This window comes from Sporosarcina ureilytica (assembly GCF_001753205.1).
GTDB classification, from domain to species: domain Bacteria; phylum Bacillota; class Bacilli; order Bacillales_A; family Planococcaceae; genus Sporosarcina; species Sporosarcina ureilytica.
Genome location: NZ_CP017560.1, coordinates 2,117,905 through 2,142,113 on the forward strand (window position 1 = coordinate 2,117,905; position 24,209 = coordinate 2,142,113).

Here is a 24,209-nt window from a genome sequence, read left to right on the forward strand (position 1 = left end):
TTCTAAACTGGTGACCTACATAACCCACTGTTATTTCGGGTTAAAAACGGACAAGATTCCCATCAAGGAGCGCTCGTCCGTTTTTTCTTTTGCACTACTGCATCACGGATACACTAAATTCTTCACCTTCTACAAGTACGGTAATTGATCCGTTATCCGCAGTAACAAATACTGGAACTTGATACTTTTGAAATGTCTCTAGCACTTCTTTGCTCGGATGTCCGAACCGATTGTTTCTTCCAGCAGAAATAACAGCTAGTTTAGGTTGTAGCGCTTTAATAAAGGAGTCTGTACTCGATGTTTTACTTCCATGATGTCCTACTTTTAAAATTGGATTTTTAAAGTCCATAAATTTATATTTCGTTAAAAATTTTCTTTCCGCGGCTTCTTCCATATCCCCTGTAAATAAAAACGACGGACCCGTTGTTGTCATATACAAGGCAAGAGAACTATCATTCCCTACATACTCTTCTGTTTGTGGTCCAACATAATAAAAACCAAAATCATTATTCTCCCAACCATTTCCGTCTTTCATTTCCATAATAGACACCTTCCTATCATTCGCGGCACGAACAAGCTTTTCCATTTCCTCTACATCCCCACTATTTTTAGGGATGTGAATTTCTTTTACACGAATATCTTCCACAACTTCATGCGCCCCGCCCATATGATCGATATGGGCATGTGAAATTATTAGCTTATCAACTTCCGTAATGCCTCTTCCTTTTAAGTAAGGCACTACAATTTTTCGCCCTACTTCAAAAGGTGTTGTTGGTGAGCGCCATGTTTTTTCTCCAAATGAAACTGTGCCGCCTGTGTCAATCATATAAACACCACGTTTATAAGGCAGTTCAATGACAATGCTATCTCCTTGCCCCACGTCCAAATAAGTTACACGTAATTGACTCTCTGTATAAGGTAGAAATTGGATAAGGAACGTCGGAATAAGCACATAAGGCAAGCAGCGACTTAGCTTCTCCCTTACTTCATATAATGTGAAAAAGCGTACAACACCGACTACCGCCAAAACTAGCGCAATAGATGCGGGCCTTCCCGGGTTCCACAATTGATAAGGAATCGCAGATAACCAAACTGTACCTTGATCAATGAGAGCGCGAAACGGAACATACAAGAAAAAGAGCAATTTTGCAATTGGCATCGCCACTGATGTGAGCAGAAGCAAAATTAGATTCATCGGTAATATGACAACAGAATACAAAGGTACGTACAGTAAATTGACCAAAAATGAAGATAAAGATAGTTCATAAAAGTGGAGTAATAAAATAGGATACAACGACAATTGACTAATCATCGTCACTAAAAAAGATAACTTTAACTTAGACGATTGTCTAGACAAGATTTTAGAAGATAAAATTAATGATAATGCGGCTAAGTAAGACAATTGAAAACCAGGTTGGAATATAACATACGGTTTATAGAGCATAAAACCAATTGCACTTATCGCAAGAGCGCTATCCAATTTCATTGGCAGGCGACCGTAAATAGTGAGCAGGACTAGAATGGTGACAATGACGGCACGCCATACCGAAGGAGCGCCACCTGCAATGATTGCATAAAGCGGTAATAGGATTATCAGCAAAACATCTACGTTTTCTCGCCGAATTTTTAAACGGAGCAAACATTCTCGAACGATAAAAACTAACAAGCCTACATGAAGCCCAGAAATCGCAAATAAATGCGTAATCCCTAACTTTCTATAATTTGCAGCATCTTCTTCGCTCATGCCACTCCGATCCCCAATTAACAAAGCTTCGGCTTCAGGAATGAGTGATTCTGGAAAAGTCTCCCGGATATGCTGTTGAACATTTTTTCGCTGTGTTAATAAGCGTGTAGTAAAGGATTTGTTTATTTTATACGAAAATATACGATCGACTTTTAGGATACCCGAAGCTCCGTACATCCTTAAATACTGTTCCATATTAAACGCATACGGATGTGAGGGTATTTCAATGGACTGAAAAGAACCTGAAATGTAAAACTCCATTGTTGCTACATCCATTTCTTTAAATCTTTGTTTTTCATCTGCATTTTCAAATTGGTATATCGCATAAACCGTCTGGCCAGATTCAGTTCTGGCAAAACCTTTAATCGCTCCACCGTCAATTTTGGCGTTATCTGTCCAAGTAAGTGTACTATTTTCTTCACCAGTTTCAATTGGATCAGGGACGATTGTTATGAAATAAAAAAAGGAGAGTATAGCGGCTATAACCGCAAAGAAAGGCGTGAGGAAATCATCTTTTTGCTTTAAAAAGAGAGGGAGAAGTAAAAGATTTAATAATAATAAGTATACCGTGCCGTATGCGGCAAACGCAGAGACGGCAACCGGTATAGCTACATAAATAAAGCGAATTTGAACAATTATATTCCGAATAATTCTTCCACCCTTCTAAGTAGAGGGTCCAATTGTTCTTCATCTGCACCTAATTCACGCATAGACGCTAACATGTCATTGACAAGGCTCAATTTTTTATCGCCTAAAAAATCTACTTTACTTTCATCGAAAGGAATATGTTGAACAGAAATCCCTGATTGCGCAAATAAAGTTGCCGCATACTCATTATTTCGATAGTCTGTGGCGTATATGATTCTTTTTACTCCTGCTTGAATAATAGCTTTCGCACATTGTAAGCAAGGAAAATGAGTCACATAAATCGTTGAGTCCGCTGTCGTTGTTCCATATTTTGCGCATTGTAACAATGCATTCATTTCAGCATGAATCGTTCGTACACAATGGTTATCAACGACATAACAACCGTGGTCAATGCAATGGTCGCCACCCGAAATCGAGCCGTTATAACCACCTGCAATCATTCGATTATCACGTACAATAATCGCTCCAACCGCAAGTCTTGTACACGTACTTCGCAATGCTAACAGATGACATTGCGCCATGAAAAATTGGTCCCATGTAATTCGCTCCATATGAATGCCTCCATCGTGTCCAAAATTGTTCATCTATTTTTATTTAACTTTAATTTGATGTTGAAGTTTTTCGAATGTCTTTTGTCCGATACCGGAAATGTTCATCAACTCTTCTGGTGACTGAAATGGACCGTTTTCTTCACGATACTGAATGATGGATTGCGCTTTCGCCGGTCCAATGCCACTAATTGTCATAAGTTCAATTTCAGTAGCCGTATTAAGATTGATTGTGTCATCATCCACCGCTGAGGAATCTATTAAGCTGACAATCGCTTCTGACTCTAGCAATTCCTCACCTTCAGTCGGAATATAAACGAGCAGTTCATCCGTTAATTTTAACGCAAGGTTCACTAGTCGTGCATCTGCTTCCGGTAAATAACCACCAGCGGCGTTAATCGCATCGATTAGACGATCACCTTCTTCTAATGTGTAAACGCCTGGGCGAAGGACTGCTCCTTTCACATCGACAACTAGGATGGATGGAACACTTTCTATCCTATTTTCTGGCTCTTCAATTTCTTTTTCATTTACTTCTGAAAATGGAATTTGCTCGCTGAAGTCGATTGGAGAATCGTCTGCTTGTCCACGGGGAATGAACAAATATGCAAGAATAACAGCGATTGCTACGAGTGGGAATAAAAGTTTACGCCAATTATCGGATACAAAAGATTGAAACAGGTGATTCACCCTTTCTCTCAATGAGTATCCATATGGAGTACCTCTATTATAAACAAATCCAAATAAATTTCAATGCTTATTTACGGACTTGAAAGAAGATTCTTTCACTTTCTTCTTCGGGCGCTTTATCATCCCAATCGGCAAAAACTCTCTCAATTTTAAATCCAACTTCAAGTAACATATCCACATACTCTTGGACCGGAAACGTTCTTTGATAATGCACTTCATCAAACCGTTCATACAAATCATTTTCTTTTTTTACAAAAAAGGTTAATTCGGAATAAACCGAGTGTACATCTTCCCCAGGCTCCGTTTGCCATATGTATGCAATTCTTTCATTATCATAAGTAAAAGGACTCTCTAAAAATATTACGTCCGTTTTAAAGGTTGAATGTACATCAAATAACAATACGCCCCCGACCGATAATGCTTGGTAAACATGATGGAATGTTTGAAGCACTTCCGTTCGGTCCGTTACATAATTCAGAGAATCGATCGGAATAACAGCGACATCAAATCCGCTATGTCCTTCAAGTTTTTGCATCGGCTGAAGCAGAAATGAGATCGGTAAATTTAATGACTTCGCCCGTTCAGTCGCAATTTGAAGCATGTCAGGAGAAATGTCAACTCCTGTGACATTTCCCCCTGACTTTGCTAACTTCGCAGCTAATAATCCCGTCCCACACCCGATATCTAATATCTTCTTGCCGGCAATTCCATTGGCAGCAAGGGCAATTAACTCAACATACGTATCATATGGAATGTCTTCCATTAATTCATCGTAAACCGCCGCAAATCGGGAATAGCTATCTTTCATTCTTCGTCTACCATTTGAAGCCTTGGTGCGTCTCCCCATAACTTCTCCAAGTTATAATGGCCACGCTCATCTTTATGGAATACGTGCACGACTACATCGCCCAAGTCAGCTAATACCCAGCGACCCGATTCTAATCCTTCCACACGTTTTACATGTACGCCAAACTCACTCGCTTGGTCAATGACTTCACGTGCAATTGCTTGTACTTGTCTTTCTGAATTGGCATGACAAATAATGAATTGGTCTGCCATCACAGAGATACCCTCCATATTTAAAACTACAATATCTGATGCTTTTTTATCGTCAACTGCTTGATAAGCTGTTGATAGTAAAGTTGAAGTCGTCATTTAAATTATTCCTTCCTTTAACATATATTCATTATAACAATCAAAAGAGTCTGGAAAAATCGCCGCTCTCTTAGACACTAAATAGTCGATTGAATGGCCAATACAATAATACATCGCTTTATCGATGGAGCCTTTTGACTTTTCTCTTAGTTCATCTACCCCTGGAAATTGTCTCCCAGGCTCAATCAAGTCAGCAATAAATAGTATTTTTTCTAACATCGACATATTGGCTCGGCCTGTCGTATGAAAGCGTACCGCATTTAAAACATCCTCGTCATTGATCCCAAATGTCTCCCGTGCAATGATTGCGCCAACTGGGCCGTGCCAAAGTTCATGGTGAAAATCGACTAATCGTTTATCTTCACCTGCTTCTTCTAAACGGCGCAGTAACTCTTCTTTCTTCATACACTTGGCGATGTCATGAAATAAAGCTGCTTTCTCAGCGGCTGTTTCCGAGACACCATGTTGTTTCGCCATCTTTTTTGATAACTCAGCAACACGTAAAACATGTTCATATCGTGAAGAAGTTAAACGATTTGCCAGTTCACTTTTAATAGGCGCCAGTTCCATACAATCCCTCCTTGCGAACGAATGACTCAACTGCCGGAGGGATTAAAAATGTAACGGTCCCATTTTCTTGAAATCTTTTACGGAGTAACGTCGAAGATATATCAATTTCTGGAATCGTAATGATTTCTACTGGATAGTCCGTATCACTTTTCCAACCTGGACGGCCCACACCAACAATTTTTACGAGCTCGACGAGTTCATCGATTCGATGCCAAGTATGTAGCGAATCAATCATATCTCCGCCGATAATTAAAAAGTAGTCTACATCCGGATCTTGCGCCATCAGTGCGGACATCGTATCGAATGAATACGAGACGCCCCCACGCTCCACTTCATATGATGAAACAGTAAAGCCATCTATTCCTTGTATGGCTAAGTTTACCATTTGGAGACGCTGTTCTTTCGTCACTTGTTTATCGGCTGCTTTATGTGGAGGTAAAGCATTTGGCATAAATCGAACTTCGTCAAGTTCAAGGGCATGCTTCACTTCATTCGCGATAATGAGATGCCCAATATGTGGCGGATTATAAGTCCCCCCAAGTATGCCCACTCTCTTCAAGGAATGACCTCCTTATGGTAATTGAATTTGCTTATTGTCTACGGATTCTTTATACAATATGAGCACATTTCCAATTACTTGAACGACATGAAGTCCCACGCGTTCAGATAATTTCTCCGAGATTGTTTTTCTATCCTCACTACAATTTTGTAAAATATTTACTTTAATCAATTCTTTCGATTCTAAAGCTTCCTCAATTTGCGTAATGACAGATTCTGTTAAACCTTGTTTTCCAATTTGAAATAAAGGTTGCAGATGATGTGCCTCGCTACGTAAAAATCTTTTTTGTTTACCTGTTAACATAATTTCCTCCTAGTTTTTCTGTTATTTTATCAATCATATTTGCTGTATTTGGCTGGATACCTGTCCATTTTTCAAATGCTAGTGCACCTTGATGGACAAACATCCCTACGCCGTTCATTGTCTGTGCTCCGTTCTCACGAGCCACTTTCAAAAACTCAGTTTCTAACGGATTATAAATGATATCTGCAACAACTGTTCCCGCTGCAACTTTAGATGGGTTAAGTGGCATTCCTGCAACTGCATAATTCATCCCAACCGAAGTCGTTTGAATAATTAACCCAAATTCATCAAGTATATTTTCTGCCTCTGTTATTGTCAATGCTTTGGCATTCGGTAGATGCTCTGCCAATTGTTGTGCTTTTTCAATTGTTCGATTCGTGACATACATGGGGCCATACCCCTTTTCATGTAAACCATAACAAATTCCTCGCGCCGCCCCACCAGCCCCAATGACGAGAACTTTTTTCTCGACACATAGGTGGCCGAACATTTCTTCTAAAGATTGAACAAATCCCGCACCGTCCGTATTCGAGCCGCGAAGCGAACCATCTGGAAGCACCTCTACTGTATTGACTGCATTCATCACTTCGGCCGATTCATCTATTTCATCTAAAAAAGGAATGATGGCACTTTTATGCGGAACCGTTACATTCCAACCACTGCATCCAAGTAGTTTTAAGCTTTCAACTGCCTGGCCAAGATGTTCTGGGTATATATGATGTGGACTATAAGATGCATTCATATTATTTTCATTAAACCATTCATCATGCATATTTGGCGACATGGATTGACTTATCGGATCACCGATAACAGCATACCATTTTTTCATTTGTTACCCATCCCCCCTGATTACAACGAGTTTATATTAAAGATGGTCGCAGGATTACATTCACACCCCGGGGTGCATGAACAGCAACGACACTTGGTTCCTGAACAGTAATCCAACCTAATCCTGAAATAACGATATCTACCTTTTTCTCTTTAATCGAAAATTCATGACGAACAAGTTCTGGCATTTTCTCTACTGAATCCCCAGACGGCGGCGATAGCATTGCCCCTTTATGTTTCTCATACAATGCATCCGCATTCGCTAATTTTGTCCGATGAATTTCTAGTCGATTTGAGACATACACTAAAAACGATGAACGTTCACCGGAGATAAAGTCAAAACGCGCCAATCCTCCGACATATAAAGTTTGCTCGGCATTTAATTGGAATACTTTCGGCTTCAACTCAGATTTTGGTGTAATTAACTTCAAATCTTTTTCGTCTAAATAATGGGCAATTTGATGGTCGTTAATAATGCCTGGCGTATCATAAATTGCTTTTCCATCGTCCAATGGGATTTCTACAATATCTAATGTTGTACCCGGGAAATGGGACGTTGTAATGACTTCATTTGCACCAGTTGCACCTTTAATAATATGATTAATAAAAGTCGATTTCCCTGTATTTGTACAACCTACAACGTAGACATCTTTCCCATTTCGAAGCCTATCAATTTTCTGTAACGCTTCTTCCATGCCATGCCCTTTAAAGGCTGAAACAAGTAACACATCTGCCGGTTTTAAGCCAAGCTTATTTGCTTCTCTTTTCATCCAATTGACTACTTTGTTTGGATTAATCGATTTTGGAAGTAGGTCAGATTTATTACCGATTAATAAAATATCCTTATTGCCTACAAAACGATGCAACCCAGAAATCCAACTACCGTTAAAATCAAAAATATCGACGATTTTAACGACCATTCCCTCTTTGCTTCCAATGCCATTCAGTATATCTAAAAAATCATCGCCTGTTAACGATACAGGCTGTAACTCATTATAATTACGAAGACGGAAGCAACGACGACAAACAAGGTCCTCATTTGTCAAGGATGCGGGTGGTGCATATCCTTCTATCTTAGGATCCTCCGTTTGTATCGTAATGCCACATCCAATACATTTTAATTCTTCCAATGTTATTCCTCCCAATAAATAAGGCCGCGTCGTCTTAAACGCTCCATAATAAAGCTTTCTAAGTTCCGATTAAAAGTTGTAATTTTCGCATCAGATGTCGCAACAGGAATGACTAAAATCGTGTGAAGCCCTTGACGATTTCCACCAAAAATATCTGTTAATAATTGGTCTCCTATCACGACTGTTTCTTCCTTTTTCGTTCCCATTAACTTTACTGCACGCCTAAATGCTGTACCTAAAGGTTTATTCGCTTTCGAAATAAATGGCATTTGAATCGGCTCAGAAAATGCTTTTACACGTAACTCATTATTATTAGAAACGATTGTCACCCGTATTCCCGCCTGTTGCATACCTTCTAACCATTCAATAATTTCAGGTGTCGCATCAGGACGGTCCCAGGCGACGAGCGTATTATCCAAATCTGTTATGATTCCTTTTATGCCGCGCTCTTTTAATTGTTCAGCTTTGATGTGAAAGACGTCCTTCACAAACTCATTCGGCAAAAACTTCTTTAGCATTCCATTCACTCCGATTTTCAACTTAATACCCAAGTATTATAACATACAAGGAGCTTTTCTTCGCAATGTCTTATCTTTTTTTGTAGGACAACTATTCGCGCTTGTCCGCTATAAATATCGAAGTATTTTACTCATTACGCATATGACGACCGCATATGCTGTCATACAACGACAAGGAGGTGGCCTGATGAGCGGATTTGTCATGTCGGTGATTCAACTATGGCTCGAGATTCCTGCAGTTATCGGTTATATACGAGGGCAGGCATTCAAGCGTCCACTCTCTAAAGAAGAAGAAGCTGCTTGTCTTGCGCGACTCGCGGCCGGAGATGAAGACGCACGTGATGAACTAATCGAACGGAACATGCGGCTCGTTGCACATATCGTAAAAAAATTCCATCCAAAACATGAGTTTCTAGACGATTATATTTCTATCGGAACAATCGGTCTTATGAAAGCAGTAAACACGTATACGTCCGATCGAAAAACGAAGCTAGCAACATATGCGGCACGCTGTATTGAAAATGAAATATTAATGTATCTACGCACTCAGAAAAAAGTACAAAAAGATGTATCCTTGTTTGAACCGATTGGCGGTGAGAGCGACGGTCAATCATTGCAAATTGCAGACTTGCTCCAAACGGACGATGAATCCCCTATCGTCGCAGTAGAACAAAATGAAGAAAAAGAAAGATTGTATAAGCATCTCGGCAAACTGGACGGAAGAGAACTTGAAATTATTCAAAGGCGCTTCGGTCTATTAGATGACAAACCGATGACCCAAAAAGCAATTGCAGAACAACTCAATATTTCCAGAAGTTATGTTTCAAGAATCGAGAAACGTGCCATTGTAAAATTATACCAGCTTTTCAAACATGAATATAATGATTAAACTTATATTTTCACCCGTTAGAACTATAAATATTATAGCTACAATATATGATAAAACATTTATCAAATCCAAATGAAAAGGCGTTTCCAACTGGGAGTCAATCCCAGTGGAAGCGCCTCTTCAATCATCTCACTCTTCGTTAACCTCACGTAAAATAACAGCCGATACAGCAATCGCGAAAATAAAAACGCCAGACATCATAGCAAACATAATTCCATCCATCGATAAACCCCTCCCAATCGCAAGATAACAAATATGATTTACTTCATCCTTATCTTACCATGAAACCATTAAAGTTTCGAGATGACACGTAAAACAATATCTGTTGAATGACGTGCAGCCACCGGAAGGAACTCATCAAAACTAATTGAAGATTCTTTTCCAGCAATATCTGACAACGCACGGATGACAACGAAAGGCGTGCCGAACTGATGACAAACTTGCGCAACTGCTGCAGCTTCCATTTCAGCAGCAATCATCGTTGGGAAAATTTGTCTGACTCGTTCTACATGGTCTGTATCGCTCATAAACGAGTCACTTGAAGCAACTAGACCGACTGCAGATGTATGTTGACCTATTTCATCTACAGCTTCCTTCGCTGATTGGATAAGCGTTGATTCTGCTTTAAATGTTTCAGGTAAATTTGGAACTTGTCCATGCGCATAACCGAATGCAGTTACATCCACATCGTGATGACATACTTCATCGGAGATGACGATAGATCCTATTTCCAGTGTATCTAAAAATCCACCTGCCGATCCTGTGTTTATGACAACATCTGGCTGATAAGTTTCAAGTAATAACGTCGTGGCGATGGCTGCATTCACTTTCCCAATGCCACTTTTCACAAGAACTACTTCATGTTGGCCAATTACACCTTCAACAAACTCACAATTTGCGATGATTTTTGTTTTTGGTGATTCGATTTCTTCACGTAGGAGATTGACTTCTTCCTCCATTGCACCGATTACTCCAACTTTCACAAATATCCCTCCATTTCTTTGATCTCATGTTAATAATTAAAGTCTAAAGTTGTAAGTACATCCATTTTCACAGGTTTCCAACCTTCATTGTCCACCCATTCTAAGAAAACTTGGTACTTTTCAGTTTTGTCTTTAGAAGAAACAATTCCAATTGATTTTTGAGGACTTCCCCCGTTTTTAAGCTTCCAAATAATCATATTATCAGCCGATAATCCCGTCGCATAAGTGAGAGCCCGCTCTTTTTCTATCCAGTCTATTGAGTCACGCTTGTATACAGAAGCATGCTCACCGGTCTGCTCTGTTCCGATTGGCTCCCAAGCAGGATTGACGATGGATTGTGAAACGATTGGATCATTTGGATCGACTGTTATTTCAACATCTTCAACTTCTTCTAATTCAGTATCCTCGTCAATTATGTCTACATTTTCTTCTTCTACTTCTTCGTCATGTAGCGAAGGATCCTCTTCTTTAGAAACCTCATCATCTTTATTTTGCTCTACTATTTCCTCATTGTTTTTCACATCTTCTTTATCAGATTGCTCTTTATCGCCGCCTAGGAAAATAATTGATGACGTAATTACAATTGCAACAACGACAGCTGCAATTAACACATTCAATATTTTATCTTTGCGTTTCTTCTTTCTATCCAATCTGGAGAAGTTATGGTTAGGATTGTTCATGCTTCATTCAGCTCCCAGGTATAGTTTAGTCGCTTACTGGATGAGACGTTTCAAGTAGAAATTTGTTCCCTATCTTTTATTCATCATAAGGGCTTTATTTCATAGATAAAACCGCCCTCGAATGAAGGCGGTTTCAGAACGTTATTTTATTTCAACGATTGTAACCGACATTTCTCCACCAGGCGTATTTATTTTTACTTCATCGCCTTTTTTGTGGCCCATTAATCCTTTTGCAATTGGCGAGTCATTGGAGATTAATCCTTCAATCGGATTCGCTTCAGCTGAACCAACAATTGTGTAGGTTTCTTCATCACCATCTGGTAATTCTTTAAATGTTACTGTATTTCCAAGTTGTACTTCATCTGTATTAAATTCAGATTCATTAATAATCACTGCATTGCGAATCATTCCTTCAATTGATGAAATTCTTCCTTCGATAAATGCCTGTTCTTCTTTCGCAGAGTCATACTCTGAGTTTTCCGAAAGGTCACCAAAATCTCTTGCAATTTTAATGCGTTCTACAACTTCTTTACGTTTAACCGTTATTAGATGTTCTAACTCTTCTTCTAGCTTTAGTTTTCCCGCAGCAGTCATCGGAAATTTCTTTTCCGTAATCATTCCCATCACTCCTCAAATTACTATTCATAAAAATACTATGCCGCTTTGTATTTTAGTATGCGACATAGCAAGTAACGCCTATGATTTTATGTCATCATCATAGTATAATTCTGTTCCTTTATCAAGAATTGTTTTTATTTTTGTCACCATCAGGTCAATTGCGACTTTATTTTTCCCACCTTCTGGGACAATAATATCTGCATATTTCTTTGTAGGTTCGATAAATTGATTGTGCATCGGACGAACAACGGATAGATATTGTTCAACGACTGAATCGATAGAACGACCTCTTTCATGAATGTCGCGCAAAATCCTTCTAATAATCCGGAGATCCGCATCTGTATCGACGAACAATTTAATATCCATTAAATTTCGAAGTGCGACATCTTCTAATACAAGAATCCCTTCAACAATTATGACATCTTTCGGTTCTATCATAACCGTTTCATTTGAACGTGTATGCAATGTATAATCATATGTTGGTTTTTCAATAGGTTGTCGGTTGAGCAACAATTGAATATGCTCTACTAATAAATCCGTATCGAACGCAAGCGGATGGTCGTAATTCGTTTCTAACCGCTCTTCAAAGCGAAGATGCGACTGGTCTTTATAATAAAAATCTTGGCCTATGACAGCGACCGAGTTATCTTTAAATACATCGTAAATTGCATTCGTAACGCTCGTTTTTCCCGATCCCGAACCTCCAGCAATTCCGATGACGAGTGGTTTATCTACTTTCATTTTTGGCATCCTTTCAGTTGCAAAGGTGTTTCATTTTTGGTGAAACGCCATTTTACTATGCTTCTTTTTTTATTGCAATTAATATTCCGTCACCTACTGGAAGTAAGAATGTATCAAAACTAGGATGCGCCATTACCCATGAAGTAAATTCCTTCAAATTACGGATCATTGTACGCTTTCGTCTTGGCACGTCTTTATCTTCCTGCAAAACCATACCATGCATGAACATATTATCGCAATAAATAACTCCACCAGGAATCACTAAAGGTGAATATTTTTCAAAGAAACGCTTGTACTGCCCTTTGGCTGCATCAATAAAAAGAGCATCATATGGTTTCTTTAAATGCGTATCAATCGCTAATTCTAATGCATCGGCTTCAATAATCTCGATACGATGATTCAGTTCGGAAGCTTCAATATAATCACTAGCTTTATGATAGCGTTCCGAATCACGCTCAATCGTTGTAATCGATGCATTTGGGAAGGCCTGGGCCATCCTAATTGCTGAATAGCCAATTGCACTTCCGATTTCAAGAATATTTTCAGGTTTTTGTAACGATAGCAACCCAATAAAAGTTTCAATTGCATGACTTCCCATAATTGGGACATGATTTTTTATTGCATAGCTTTCCATTTCTAACAAAAGTGAATCCTTTTCTTTTCCTAGGTCAGCTATGTAAGTTTCATATTTATAAATCGTAGCCAACTCCTCAATCATTTAGCCATTTTAGTCTATATATTTCGCACGATTACTTAAATGTTCTTCATAAGTTACAGCGAAATGGTTCATGCCATCTTTCCCTGCTAAAAAGTATAAATATTTTGTTTGAGATGGATCAACGACAGCCTCTATAGAAGACTTTCCTGCGCCTGCAATCGGTCCTGGAGGAATCCCTGCGTATTTATACGTATTGTATGGGTCATCGATTTCAAGGTCCTTATAATACGTTCTACTTAAATGTTCGCCATGCGCATAGGCAACAGTTGGGTCTGTTTGTAATGGCATGTCGATGGCTAGACGGTTATAGAATACACTCGCAATCGTCTCCCGATCCGCCTGTGCCGTTGCTTCCTTTTCTAACAATGAAGCGAAGGTTAACAGCCAATGAACGGATTTATCTTTTTTCTCTAGATAATCTAAAAACGGTAAAATATTCGCTTCTGTCGCTTCCAACATGCTATCGACGATCATTTCAACAGATGGATTTTCTTCGTAAAATGGATAAGTTGCCGGGAATAAATATCCTTCTAAAGGAAATTTAATCTGTTCACCAAAAACTTCTTCTGTAATTAAATGCGGATATTTCCCCATTAAAAATTCGATATTCTCTTTATCATTCACATAAGCTAAAAAGTCTTCTGCACTTACATTTGTTCGATTTTCTACAATACTAGCGACTTCTTTAAGCGTCAGGCCCTCAGGTACTGTTAACGTAAATACCGGTTCGCGATATACTTTTCCTGTTTTTAAACTTTTTATTAATTCATCGGGTGTCATTGATTTTGATAATTCATACGTACCTGCTTGAAATTTAGATTCGTTATTAAATTTGGCGTAATACTTAAATAAGCGCGCGCTTTTAACAATACCTTTTTCTTCGAGGATTTTTGAAATATTATTTAAACCCGAACCAATCGGGATGTTAACTTCAATGAGTTCCTCAGAATTTGGATCGTATGCTTTTAATCCTTTTGAAATATAATTATAAGTAAATAATCCACCTATTAAACCAATGACTAGAATACCTAGCGCAATCCCAAAGACAATTTTCCTAACGATTTTTACTTCTTTTTTCTTTTCACGCATTCGTTCGAACATGACTTCTTTTTTCGAACCTTTATCCATGCGTCATCCACCTCTTTCATTCGGAAACAATCCGACCATACAGTTTAAAATAAGATATAAGTTATGTATTGAAGTTGACGACATATCTACTTTTTGTATATCTTAGTCAATCTCATAATCCAATCTTTTCGTTGCGATTAGCGGTTTTAGGTAATTATGAAATTGACTCATCTAGAAGATTTAATTACATAACGAAAAAGACGGAACGGTATTGCACCGTCCCGCTAACGTGCATATAAAGGTTAATCTTCTTCCTCTTCTTCTTCACCTAAAAATGTGTTCAATGTTTCTTCGACCATAGCCCACTCTTCATCGTCTTCAATAGGCATAAGTTCACCGTCTTCTTCACCGTCTTCATTTGGTATGAATGCTGAGGCATGAATTTCGATCTCCTCAGTATCATCTTCCTCTTTCCCTAAAACGTGGTAAAGCACATACGATTTTCCGTAGTCTTTTGATTCAAATGTAAGGATTACTTCACATACATGCTCGTTTCCATTTTCATCTACAATTGTCATTGTTTCTTGTCCGTGTTCCATCTTTTCACCTCATCTATTTTTTCTGTCTAAAAAACCTTGTAATATCATAACGGCTGCCATTTTATCTATTACTTGTTTACGTTTTTTCCGACTAACATCCGCCTCAATTAGTGTACGCTCCGCAGCCATTGTCGTCAATCTTTCATCCCATAAAGTTACAGGAAGATTGAAATTTTCTTTTAAGAGGTCCGCATAATGTTCAGATGCTTCCCCTCTTGGACCAACCGTATTGTTCATATTTTTCGGGTAGCCAATGACGAACTCATTCACCTTATACTCTGAGATAAGTTCACGAATTCGTTCCAAACCAAACTTTCCTTCAGTCTCATTAATTGAAATCGTTTCAATGCCTTGGGCTGTCCACCCTAAGGCATCGCTAATTGCAACCCCAATTGTTTTTGAGCCGACGTCTAACCCCATTATCCTCACTTAAGTTGTCCCCCGTTTTCACGGATATAAAACTTCACAAGTTCTTCGATAATTTCGTCTCGCTCTAGTTTTCGGATCAAATTCCGTGCATCTTCGTGACGTGGGATATAGGCAGGGTCACCTGATAGTAGATACCCTACGATTTGATTAATCGGATTGTACCCTTTTTCGTCTAATGCTTTATGGACATGAAGCATGACTTGCTTTACTTCTTCTTCCATTGATTCTTCAGGAAAGTTGAACTTCATCGTTTTGTCGTATGAATTCATTTATGCAACCCCGCTTTCAGATTTTCCTTTTGTGTCAACAAGTGTCATCTTAAAATGTAGACGATGCAAACAGCACATCAGACTGTTTTCACATAATCATACACCGATTGAAGCGCATCATCAAGCTTAGAAGCATCTTTTGCACCAGCCATTGCCATATCGGGTCTACCGCCGCCCTTACCATCGCATTGAGAAGCTACATGATTTACAAGCTTTCCAGCATGATAATTGCTTGTTTTTAGGTCATTCGTTACACCTGCAACGAGCATGACTTTTTCATTTACAACAGTGCCTAGAACAATGACGCCTTTAGAAACCTTTTGTTTTAATTCGTCCATCATTTGTCTAAGTGCCTGATTATCTTTCACATCGACACGAGCTGATACAACCGTTACATCACCAATCGTTTCAGATCCATCTAGTACGCCAGATAATTGACTATTTGCGAGTTGTGCTGAAAGTGAATTATTCACACGTTCAAGTTCTTTTATACTTAAAAGGACAGATTCAACTTTCGCAACCATTTCTACCGGTTTCGCTTTTATCAGCATTGCCGCAGTTTTAAGAATCTCTTCTTCCTCTTTAAATGCTTCGTATGCAGACTTACCTGTTAACGCTTCAATACGCCTTGTTCCCGCACCAATTCCACTTTCGGAGACAAGTTTAAAGAGACCAATTTTAGCAGTTGATGTAACATGACATCCTCCGCATAATTCGATTGAATAATCGTCAATTGCTACGACACGAACGATATCGCCATATTTTTCTCCAAATAAGGCCATCGCACCTTGACGTTTTGCTTCATCAATTGGTTTTTCTGCAATCGCGACTTCGATATCATCCCAAATTTTATCATTGACTAGCTTTTCAATTTGCTCAAGTTCTTCATCTGTCACTTGACCAAAATGGGAGAAGTCAAAACGTAAACGATCCGGACCAACGTATGAACCTGCTTGTGCGACATGTTCACCAAGTACCACTTTTAACGCTTTATGAAGCAAATGGGTTGCCGTATGATTTTTAATCGTTTTCTCTCTTTTTTCTGCATCTACTGTTGCAACGACTGTCGTTCCTGAAGTGATAGATCCTCTACGGACAGTTGCTGTATGCAAGTTTTGACCGTTCGGTGCTTTTTGAACGTTATGAACGTCTGCAGTAAACGTATCTGTTGCAATCGTCCCTTTATCCGCAATTTGTCCACCACTTTCTGCATAAAACGGTGTTACATTCAAGATAAATTGAATTTCATCCCCCTCTGAAGCTTGTTCAATAAATGTTCCATTTTGTAATAAATTGGATACTGTCGCTTCAGTAGTTAAGTTATCATAACCAATAAATTCACTTGTGTCATGAATATCACCTAAAACACCGGATTGTACTTTCATTGAATCTACATCTTGACGTGCAGCACGCGCGCGCTCTCGTTGTTTTTCCATTTCGTTTTTAAAGCTAGCTTCATCAACTTGAACGCCTGCTTCTTCCGCTAGCTCTTCCGTCAACTCAAACGGAAAACCGTATGTGTCATATAATTGAAACGCCGCAGCGCCACTTACAAGCGGTTTTTTATCTTGTTTTGCTTTTTCAATGACTGTTGACAAGATAGACATCCCATCGCTTAGGGTCTCATGGAAACGCTCTTCTTCATTTTGAATTACTTTCATGATGAATTCTTTTTTCTCATCAACTTCAGGGTAATAATCTTTCATAATTGAACCGGTAACTGGTACAAGTTCATACATAAATGGTCGGTTGATACCTAGTTGCATAGCAAAACGAACCGCTCTTCTTAATAATCTTCTTAATACATAGCCACGCCCTTCATTGGACGGTAATGCGCCATCACCAATGGCAAAGGCAACTGTACGGATGTGGTCAGCGATGACTTTAAACGCAACATCTTTTGCTTCATCTTCCCCATATTTTTCGCCGGAAATTTTTTCGACTTCTTGAATAATCGGGATAAATAAATCCGTATCGTAGTTCGTTGGCACATCTTGGAGGACAGATGCCATACGCTCTAAACCAAGCCCTGTATCAATATTTTTGTTTGGAAGTGGTGTATACGTATGATCTGGATTATGGTTAAACTCCGAGAATACAAGGTTCCAAATTTCTAAATAACGTTCGTTTTCTCCACCCGGATACAATTCAGGATCAGAAAAATCATCGCCGTATTTTGGACCACGGTCATAGAAAATTTCAGTGTTCGGACCACTTGGACCTTCTCCGATATCCCAGAAATTCCCTTCCAATCGGATAATGCGTTCTTCGGCTAAACCAATATGCTCACGCCAAATGTTATATGCCTCATCATCTTCAGGATGAACGGTCACATAAAGTAATGATGGGTCAAAACCAATCCAATCTTTAGACGTTAAAAACTCCCAAGCACGTACAATTGCTTCTTCTTTGAAATAGTCCCCGATAGAGAAGTTCCCAAGCATTTCAAAGAACGTATGATGGCGTGCAGTTTTCCCCACGTTTTCGATATCATTTGTTCGAATCGATTTTTGCGCATTCACAATTCTTGGATTGTCAGGAACGATACGTCCATCAAAGTATTTCTTTAATGTTGCTACCCCACTGTTAATCCATAACAATGAAGCGTCATCGATAGGCACAAGCGGTGCAGATGGCTCGATACTATGGCCGTGTTCTTTAAAATAGTTTAAAAACATAGAACGAATTTCTGATGCTGTTAATTTTTTCATAATAATCCTCCTTGAGTAAATTAGTCAATTTCATAATCCAATCTTTTCGCTGCGATTAGCGGTTTTAAGTAATTATGAAATTGACTCAAATAGTAAAAGAACTGCATAAGGAATGTGTTAAGTAATGATTTTTTTGTTTTTAAAAACAAAAAAACTCCGCCCCTAGAAAGGGACGAAGATATCATCTCGCGGTACCACCCTAATTACTAAACTTGTCGAATGAACAATTAGTATCTTTGGTTGCCTTAACGCGGCGGACGGCAGGGATAAGCTGCACTCAAGAGTAGCGTTCAATACTTTCAACTCGGCAACCTTTTCAGCCTAAGAGGTTCCTTTCTGTACGAATGAAAATACCTACTGTCTCTGTCATCGTATTCCTTATATTGTTTTTAGTATAGAAAACTTCCGCTCTACTGTCAATCCACATCCTGTAAGTAAGTATATGGCGTAATACCGGCCATCCCTATCATCGGGTCAATCGCAAGAAAAGTATCGGTCGTTAGTTCGTAATTTTGTTCTACTTCTTCTTGCTCAATGTCATCCGTTTCTACACTTACTTCCGCTGAAGCTTCTGTAAGGGTTTCGCCGTATGCATTTAAGCGCTCTTGTAAGGTCGTTTGGCGTGCGAGTTCATCCGCCCTTAAAATACCTGCTTTAAACTCTTCTGGTTCACCACAAAGAATTAAAAACTTTTGAGCGCGTGTAATGCCCGTATAAAGAAGATTTCGTTTCAACATTTTCCGATGACCACGCACGATTGGCATAATGACAATTGGAAATTCACTACCTTGTGACTTATGAATGGAGCAACAATACGATAGCGTAATTTGATTTAAATCTTTTCTCTCATAGGTCACTTCGATACCATCATAAGAAACGACAAGTAATTCTTTTTTATCGACCGTTTCATTCGCTTTAATAATGCTAATGACTTCGCCCATATCGCCGTTAAACACGTTACTTTCCGGTTGATTAACAAGCTGAAGTACTTTATCGCCAATCCGGTAAACAACGTCACCAAATGTTACTTCCTTCCGCTGAGGGCCCGGTGGATTCACCATTGCCTGAATCATTTTATTTAAGCCGTCAATGCCTGCAGGTCCTTTATACATCGGCGCCAACACTTGTATATCTTTTATGCTATGTCCTTTGGAAATTGCATTGTCAATTATTTGATGCACGGCATCCAAAATTCGGTCGGCACTTGCCGCTATAAAAGAACGGTCAGATGTTTTACCGACGATGTTAGTAGACCACTCCGAACGTTTAATCATGTGGGCCATTTCAATAATCGTGGATCCTGCACTTTGACGATAAATCTCTGTTAATTCAACTACAGGAATCACGTTAGATTCCAACATATCCTTTAACACTTGACCAGGTCCGACGGATGGCAATTGATCTTGGTCCCCGACAAATAAAATTTGTACGTCTTTCGGAAGCGCTTTTAATAGCTGATGGGCTAGCCATGTATCGACCATGGACATTTCATCGATAATGACGAGTTTTCCTTCGATTTCTCGTTCAGTCTCTTCTTCTTTTTGTTGGCCTGTAAAACCGAGTAGACGATGGATTGTCATCGCAGGCAGTTCTGTCGATTCCGACATCCGTTTCGCCGCTCTCCCGGTTGGTGCAGCTAAAATAATTGGGAATGCTTCTTTCTTTTTTGCATACTCCGCCGGATCCAAAGACAATCCGTGAAGTTCTGCAAAGACTTCCACAAACCCTCGAATTACCGTCGTCTTCCCTGTACCAGGACCGCCCGTTAAAATCATTGCCGGTGAATGTAGCGCTTTTTCAATCGCTGCGACTTGTGTTTCCGCATAATTGACACCAAGACGCTCTTCCACTTCCCCAATTGCCGAACGAATTTCTGAAACAGGAAACTGATCTTCAGACCCATTACTCATAATCTCTTGTATTTTAGACGCAAAGCCAATTTCCGAAAAGTATAAGGACGGGGCATACAGCCTTTGTTTTTCAGCGGATAATTTCCCTTCTTCTACAAGTTCAATGATCGCTTGTGAAATACTATTATAGGGAATTTCCATAGATTGACTCATTTCAAGCAGACGCTTCACATCAGGTAAAGCAACTTCCCCTTCTACATATACATGCCCTTCCGATTGTACGAATTCATTTATTGTGTATAAAATAGCCGCTTTAATTCTAGATGGGTGATTCCCTGTTATCCCCAAGTGTCGCCCTAGCTCATCAGCTCTTTGAAAGCCGACACCCTCGATTTCCTCTGTCAATCGGTACGGATTTTCAGTTAAAAGTTCTATCGTTTCCTCACGGTAGGCTTGATAGATTCGCATGGCTACTTTCGGTCCGAAGCCCCATTCATTTAACTGAATAATTGTTCGTTCAAGCCCCATATTTTGTTCCAATACAGAGACAAGTGTGGCCTTTCGTTCTTCCGTTAAACGGGGAACTTTATCCAAAACAGAAGCGTCATTTAGTATTTTGTTAATCGCATCTGTCCCTAATGCTTCAACGATTGTAGCGGCTGTCTTCGCCCCAATCCCTGGAAATAAATCACCAGACAAATATTGAACGAGTCCGGTTTCCGTTCCGGGCATTTCCTTTGAGAAGGTATGTACATCGAATTGGGCGCCGTACGTTGGATGATTGACGAGCCTACCAATAAACTTATAATCTTCTTCAGGAGCAAGTTGTGGAAAGTTCCCTTTTACAACAATTTCTTTTTCATCATAATCGCAGTTCGTTTTTGTAATTGCACATTTACAAATTGTAAAGAGATTATCCGCATTATGAAATATTGTAACGAACGGTCTTCCAATTACATACAGTTCTTCGGTTTGACTTTCCACATAAGTTCCCTCCTTAACTTTCGTCAAGTTGAATCATATCGTAAATATAACGCGCTTGTTCATACTCTGGGTTGAGTGTAAATGCTTGCTTTAAATGTTTGAGTGCATCTTCTTTACGGTCAGTCGATACAGCGTATAAAAAGCCTAAATTATAATGCGCATCTGCATTTTCCTCATCATGTTCTACAACGTAACGGAATTCCTCTCCTGCTTGATCAAATAACTCTAAATTGGCAAGTGAAATTCCGTAAGATAGCCGCACTTCTAGGTCAGTTGGCGCAAGTTCTGCAGCTCTTTGTAAATAAGGCAACGCTAACTTTGCTTCATCGGCACGCTCTAGACTTTTCCCGAGCATAAAATACGCATCCGCCTCTTCTACACCTTTACGAATCGCTTGTTCATATAGCTTTGAGGCTTCTTCATAACGTTCCTCGTTATAATATAGATTGGCAAGACCGTAAATGGCCGTACCCGCCTCTTCGTCTAATGTAATGGCTTTTTGGAAAAAAGGCTCTGCTTTTTCGGTATCGCCTATTGAAGCAAATACGTTACCAACATTTATATACCCGACTGCTTCTTCTGGCTTTTCTTCAATTGCTTTTAAAAAAGCTTCGATTGCTTTTTCATATTGTCCATTTTGTAAGGCGATAATGCCTTTTTCGTTATGATCCATATTGTTTACCCCTTACCCTACATAATCCAATTTGACGCCATTTTTAATGACCGTATCAATCGTTCCGCCACCTAGACATTCTTCGCCGTCATAGAAAACAACCGCTTGTCCTGGTGTAATCGCACGTACTGGTTTTTCAAATATCACATTCGCTGTATGTTCTCCAGTTAGTTCTACAGTTACTTTCGTATCCGGTTGGCGATATCTAAACTTCGCTGTACATGTAAAGCGTTTCGGTAATTTTCTCGGCGTTGCGAGATTCATATCGACTGCTGTCAAACTATCTGAGTATAATGCATCATGATGAAAACCTTGCCCGACGAGCAGGACATTGTTTTTCAAATCTTTCCCTAATACAAACCAAGGTTCACCTGCTCCGCCAATGCCAAGACCGTGACGTTGACCAATTGTATAATACATCAGTCCATCATGCTTACCTACTGTTTCCCCCGTCATCGTTTGCATATCTCCTGGTTGCGCTGGTAAATATTGGCCTAAGAATTCTTTAAAGTTTCTTTCTCCAATAAAGCAAATGCCTGTAGAATCCTTTTTCTTGGCCGTAGTAAGGCCTGCTTTAATTGCAATTTCACGAACTTCACTTTTATCTAAATGCCCGAGTGGGAACATTACTTTTTCAAGCATTTCCTGTGTCAATTGGTTCAAGAAATAGCTTTGATCTTTACTTTCATCTTTACCACGCAACATCGCTACGCCGTCCTCTGTGTCGACGACTTGTGCATAGTGTCCTGTCGCTAAATAATCGGCACCAAGACTCATCGCATGGTCTAAAAATGCGTTAAACTTAATTTCTTTATTACACATAACATCTGGGTTTGGTGTGCGGCCAGCTTTATATTCTTCTAAAAAGTACGTAAACACTTTATCCCAATATTGTTGTTCAAAATTAACGGCATAATAGGGGATGCCAATTTCATTACAAACAGCAATGACATCCTCATAATCTTCTGTTGCTGTACAAACACCGAATTCGTCTGTGTCATCCCAGTTTTTCATAAAAATTCCGATGACGTCATAGCCTTGCTCTTTTAATAAAAGGGCAGCTACAGACGAATCGACGCCACCAGACATGCCAATGACGACGCGTGTTTCAGATGGTGCTTTTTTTATTGTCATGACTCATTCAATCCTTTACCTATCATTTTACTAACCTTGTTACAATTTCTGCTGTTTTATAGGCAGCCGCTTCGATCTGTTCAATCGTTAACCCGTATCCATAGCTAAAGCGGACAGAATTTCGAAGTTCCGGCGCACCTTTGCCATACATGGCTGTTAACACGTGGGATGGGTCAAGAGAACCTGCTGTACAAGCTGAACCACTCGACACACAAACGCCTGCCATATCTAAGTTAACGAGAAGTGACTCAATATCTGTGCCTGGAAAACTAATATTTGTAATATGTGGTAGACGCTCTGATTCCACGGCATTCACCGAAAACTGAATCGCTTGTTCCGCTAAAATTGTCGTCAACCTGTTTTCGAACGCATTATATTTCAATATATTTTCTTTATTTGTTTGTTCTGCAATTTTTACCGCTTCTGAAAAAGCAACGATTGCTGGCACATTTTCTGTACCTGCCCGGCGTTTTCTCTCTTGTTCGCCACCGTAAACGAGGGGTGCTGAAGGCGTGCCGGTTCGTTCATACAAAAAGCCGACCCCTTTTGGACCATTTAATTTATGTGAAGAGACGGAAAGTAAGTCAACCCCTAGCGTATCAACGTTTATTGGCACAATCCCATAAGCTTGTACCGCGTCCGTATGAAATATCGCTTGATGATGTGTTAACAGGTCACCAATTTCCTGAATCGGTTGGATTGTACCAACCTCATTATTCCCCAACATAATCGTGACAAGGATCGTTTCATCCGTCAATGCTTCGGCAACTTGTTCTACATGAATTTGGCCGTTTGCGTCCGCCTCTAAAAAAGTCACGTCAAAACCGTCTATTTGGAGTTGTTTACACGTATTTAACACCGCGTGATGCTCAATATTTGTCGTAATAATATGATTGCCCTTTGCTTTCATCGCGTTCACTGCACCAAGTATTGCCATATTATCAGCTTCTGTCCCACCTGAAGTGAAAATGATTTCGGCTGGTTTTGCATGAATAGATTGTGCCATGATTTTCCTTGCATCGGCTAACCATTTTCTCGCTTCCCTACCGTATCGGTGAATACTAGACGGATTCCCAAACACTGCATTCAATAACTCTGTATATTTCTCAGTGACAAGCGGATGAACAGGTGTCGTTGCCGCATGGTCTAGATAGATCGTTTTCATAAAAA

At 39.5% G+C, this 24,209-nt stretch carries 26 protein-coding genes; 1 reads left to right on the plus strand and 25 read right to left on the minus strand.

What is annotated here, in order from left to right:
- Window positions 1–94: 94 nt before the first annotated feature.
- From BI350_RS10475 to BI350_RS10525, 11 genes are all read right to left on the minus strand, one after another.
- Complete coding sequence (locus BI350_RS10475; RefSeq protein ID WP_168157262.1) at window positions 95–2,005, minus strand: DNA internalization-related competence protein ComEC/Rec2; 1,911 nt, start codon at window positions 2,003–2,005, stop codon at window positions 95–97.
- 374 nt (window positions 2,006–2,379) lie between these two features.
- Window positions 2,380–2,943 carry a ComE operon protein 2 gene (locus BI350_RS10480; protein ID WP_075528068.1) on the minus strand — a complete coding sequence of 188 codons (564 nt, stop codon included), beginning with the start codon at window positions 2,941–2,943 and terminating at the stop codon, window positions 2,380–2,382.
- A gap of 39 nt (window positions 2,944–2,982) precedes the next feature.
- Window positions 2,983–3,630, minus strand: coding sequence for a helix-hairpin-helix domain-containing protein (locus BI350_RS10485; RefSeq protein WP_168157263.1), 648 nt, complete (start codon window positions 3,628–3,630; stop codon window positions 2,983–2,985).
- A gap of 67 nt (window positions 3,631–3,697) precedes the next feature.
- Window positions 3,698–4,438: a class I SAM-dependent DNA methyltransferase gene (locus tag BI350_RS10490; protein WP_075528069.1), complete on the minus strand. Its 741-nt coding sequence runs from the start codon at window positions 4,436–4,438 to the stop codon at window positions 3,698–3,700.
- Window positions 4,435–4,785, minus strand: a complete 351-nt coding sequence (gene rsfS, locus BI350_RS10495; RefSeq protein ID WP_075528070.1) for a ribosome silencing factor — start codon at window positions 4,783–4,785, stop codon at window positions 4,435–4,437. Before rsfS ends, BI350_RS10490 begins: the two co-directional genes overlap by 4 nt.
- A complete protein-coding gene (gene yqeK / locus BI350_RS10500) occupies window positions 4,786–5,355 on the minus strand; it encodes a bis(5'-nucleosyl)-tetraphosphatase (symmetrical) YqeK (protein ID WP_075528071.1) in 570 nt (189 codons plus the stop codon).
- Entirely contained in the window at window positions 5,336–5,914 is a 579-nt protein-coding gene (locus tag BI350_RS10505; RefSeq protein ID WP_075528072.1) for a nicotinate-nucleotide adenylyltransferase, read from the minus strand. The genes yqeK and BI350_RS10505 overlap by 20 nt, the downstream gene beginning before the upstream one ends.
- Before the next feature lie 12 nt (window positions 5,915–5,926).
- Window positions 5,927–6,217, minus strand: coding sequence for a ribosome assembly RNA-binding protein YhbY (gene yhbY, locus BI350_RS10510; protein WP_075528073.1), 291 nt, complete (start codon window positions 6,215–6,217; stop codon window positions 5,927–5,929).
- Window positions 6,204–7,046 carry a shikimate dehydrogenase gene (aroE, locus tag BI350_RS10515; protein WP_075528074.1) on the minus strand — a complete coding sequence of 281 codons (843 nt, stop codon included), beginning with the start codon at window positions 7,044–7,046 and terminating at the stop codon, window positions 6,204–6,206. The genes yhbY and aroE overlap by 14 nt, the downstream gene beginning before the upstream one ends.
- Before the next feature lie 31 nt (window positions 7,047–7,077).
- A complete protein-coding gene (gene yqeH, locus BI350_RS10520) occupies window positions 7,078–8,181 on the minus strand; it encodes a ribosome biogenesis GTPase YqeH (protein WP_425423254.1) in 1,104 nt (367 codons plus the stop codon).
- The gene (locus tag BI350_RS10525; protein ID WP_075528076.1) at window positions 8,178–8,693 is read right to left on the minus strand and encodes a YqeG family HAD IIIA-type phosphatase; all 516 of its coding nucleotides are present in this window, start codon (window positions 8,691–8,693) and stop codon (window positions 8,178–8,180) included. The genes yqeH and BI350_RS10525 overlap by 4 nt, the downstream gene beginning before the upstream one ends.
- Window positions 8,694–8,880: 187 nt before the next feature.
- Between BI350_RS10525 and sigK the strand changes: the two genes are divergently transcribed.
- The gene (gene sigK / locus BI350_RS10530) at window positions 8,881–9,582 is read left to right on the plus strand and encodes an RNA polymerase sporulation sigma factor SigK (RefSeq protein ID WP_075528077.1); all 702 of its coding nucleotides are present in this window, start codon (window positions 8,881–8,883) and stop codon (window positions 9,580–9,582) included.
- A 290-nt stretch (window positions 9,583–9,872) separates the two neighbouring features.
- Here the strand turns inward: sigK and mtnN are convergent, their stop codons facing one another.
- The 14 genes from mtnN to BI350_RS10600 all read right to left on the minus strand — a co-directional run bounded on the left by mtnN (window position 9,873) and on the right by BI350_RS10600 (window position 24,204).
- A complete protein-coding gene (gene mtnN / locus BI350_RS10535) occupies window positions 9,873–10,565 on the minus strand; it encodes a 5'-methylthioadenosine/S-adenosylhomocysteine nucleosidase (protein ID WP_075528078.1) in 693 nt (230 codons plus the stop codon).
- 29 nt (window positions 10,566–10,594) lie between these two features.
- Window positions 10,595–11,245, minus strand: a complete 651-nt coding sequence (locus BI350_RS10540; protein WP_075528079.1) for a YrrS family protein — start codon at window positions 11,243–11,245, stop codon at window positions 10,595–10,597.
- Between the two features lie 141 nt (window positions 11,246–11,386).
- Window positions 11,387–11,863: a transcription elongation factor GreA gene (gene greA, locus BI350_RS10545; RefSeq protein WP_075528080.1), complete on the minus strand. Its 477-nt coding sequence runs from the start codon at window positions 11,861–11,863 to the stop codon at window positions 11,387–11,389.
- 78 nt (window positions 11,864–11,941) lie between these two features.
- Window positions 11,942–12,604, minus strand: coding sequence for a uridine kinase (gene udk, locus BI350_RS10550; RefSeq protein ID WP_075528081.1), 663 nt, complete (start codon window positions 12,602–12,604; stop codon window positions 11,942–11,944).
- A 55-nt stretch (window positions 12,605–12,659) separates the two neighbouring features.
- Window positions 12,660–13,322 (minus strand): O-methyltransferase, encoded by a 663-nt coding sequence (locus BI350_RS10555; protein WP_082295046.1) that lies wholly within the window; start codon window positions 13,320–13,322, stop codon window positions 12,660–12,662.
- A 9-nt stretch (window positions 13,323–13,331) separates the two neighbouring features.
- Window positions 13,332–14,450: an endolytic transglycosylase MltG gene (gene mltG / locus BI350_RS10560; protein ID WP_075528082.1), complete on the minus strand. Its 1,119-nt coding sequence runs from the start codon at window positions 14,448–14,450 to the stop codon at window positions 13,332–13,334.
- A 242-nt stretch (window positions 14,451–14,692) separates the two neighbouring features.
- Entirely contained in the window at window positions 14,693–14,989 is a 297-nt protein-coding gene (locus BI350_RS10565; protein WP_075528083.1) for a DUF1292 domain-containing protein, read from the minus strand.
- Window positions 14,990–14,998: 9 nt separating this feature from the next.
- Window positions 14,999–15,418 carry a Holliday junction resolvase RuvX gene (ruvX, locus tag BI350_RS10570; protein WP_075528084.1) on the minus strand — a complete coding sequence of 140 codons (420 nt, stop codon included), beginning with the start codon at window positions 15,416–15,418 and terminating at the stop codon, window positions 14,999–15,001.
- Window positions 15,415–15,687: an IreB family regulatory phosphoprotein gene (locus BI350_RS10575; protein ID WP_075528085.1), complete on the minus strand. Its 273-nt coding sequence runs from the start codon at window positions 15,685–15,687 to the stop codon at window positions 15,415–15,417. Before BI350_RS10575 ends, ruvX begins: the two co-directional genes overlap by 4 nt.
- Before the next feature lie 77 nt (window positions 15,688–15,764).
- Window positions 15,765–18,398, minus strand: coding sequence for an alanine--tRNA ligase (gene alaS, locus BI350_RS10580; RefSeq protein ID WP_075528086.1), 2,634 nt, complete (start codon window positions 18,396–18,398; stop codon window positions 15,765–15,767).
- Between the two features lie 416 nt (window positions 18,399–18,814).
- Window positions 18,815–21,232, minus strand: a complete 2,418-nt coding sequence (recD2, locus tag BI350_RS10585) for an SF1B family DNA helicase RecD2 (protein WP_075528087.1) — start codon at window positions 21,230–21,232, stop codon at window positions 18,815–18,817.
- Between the two features lie 13 nt (window positions 21,233–21,245).
- Window positions 21,246–21,905, minus strand: coding sequence for a tetratricopeptide repeat protein (locus BI350_RS10590; protein ID WP_075528088.1), 660 nt, complete (start codon window positions 21,903–21,905; stop codon window positions 21,246–21,248).
- A 12-nt stretch (window positions 21,906–21,917) separates the two neighbouring features.
- Window positions 21,918–23,039 (minus strand): tRNA 2-thiouridine(34) synthase MnmA, encoded by a 1,122-nt coding sequence (gene mnmA / locus BI350_RS10595; RefSeq protein WP_075528089.1) that lies wholly within the window; start codon window positions 23,037–23,039, stop codon window positions 21,918–21,920.
- 22 nt (window positions 23,040–23,061) lie between these two features.
- Window positions 23,062–24,204, minus strand: a complete 1,143-nt coding sequence (locus BI350_RS10600) for a cysteine desulfurase family protein (RefSeq protein WP_075528090.1) — start codon at window positions 24,202–24,204, stop codon at window positions 23,062–23,064.
- Window positions 24,205–24,209 lie beyond the last annotated feature (5 nt).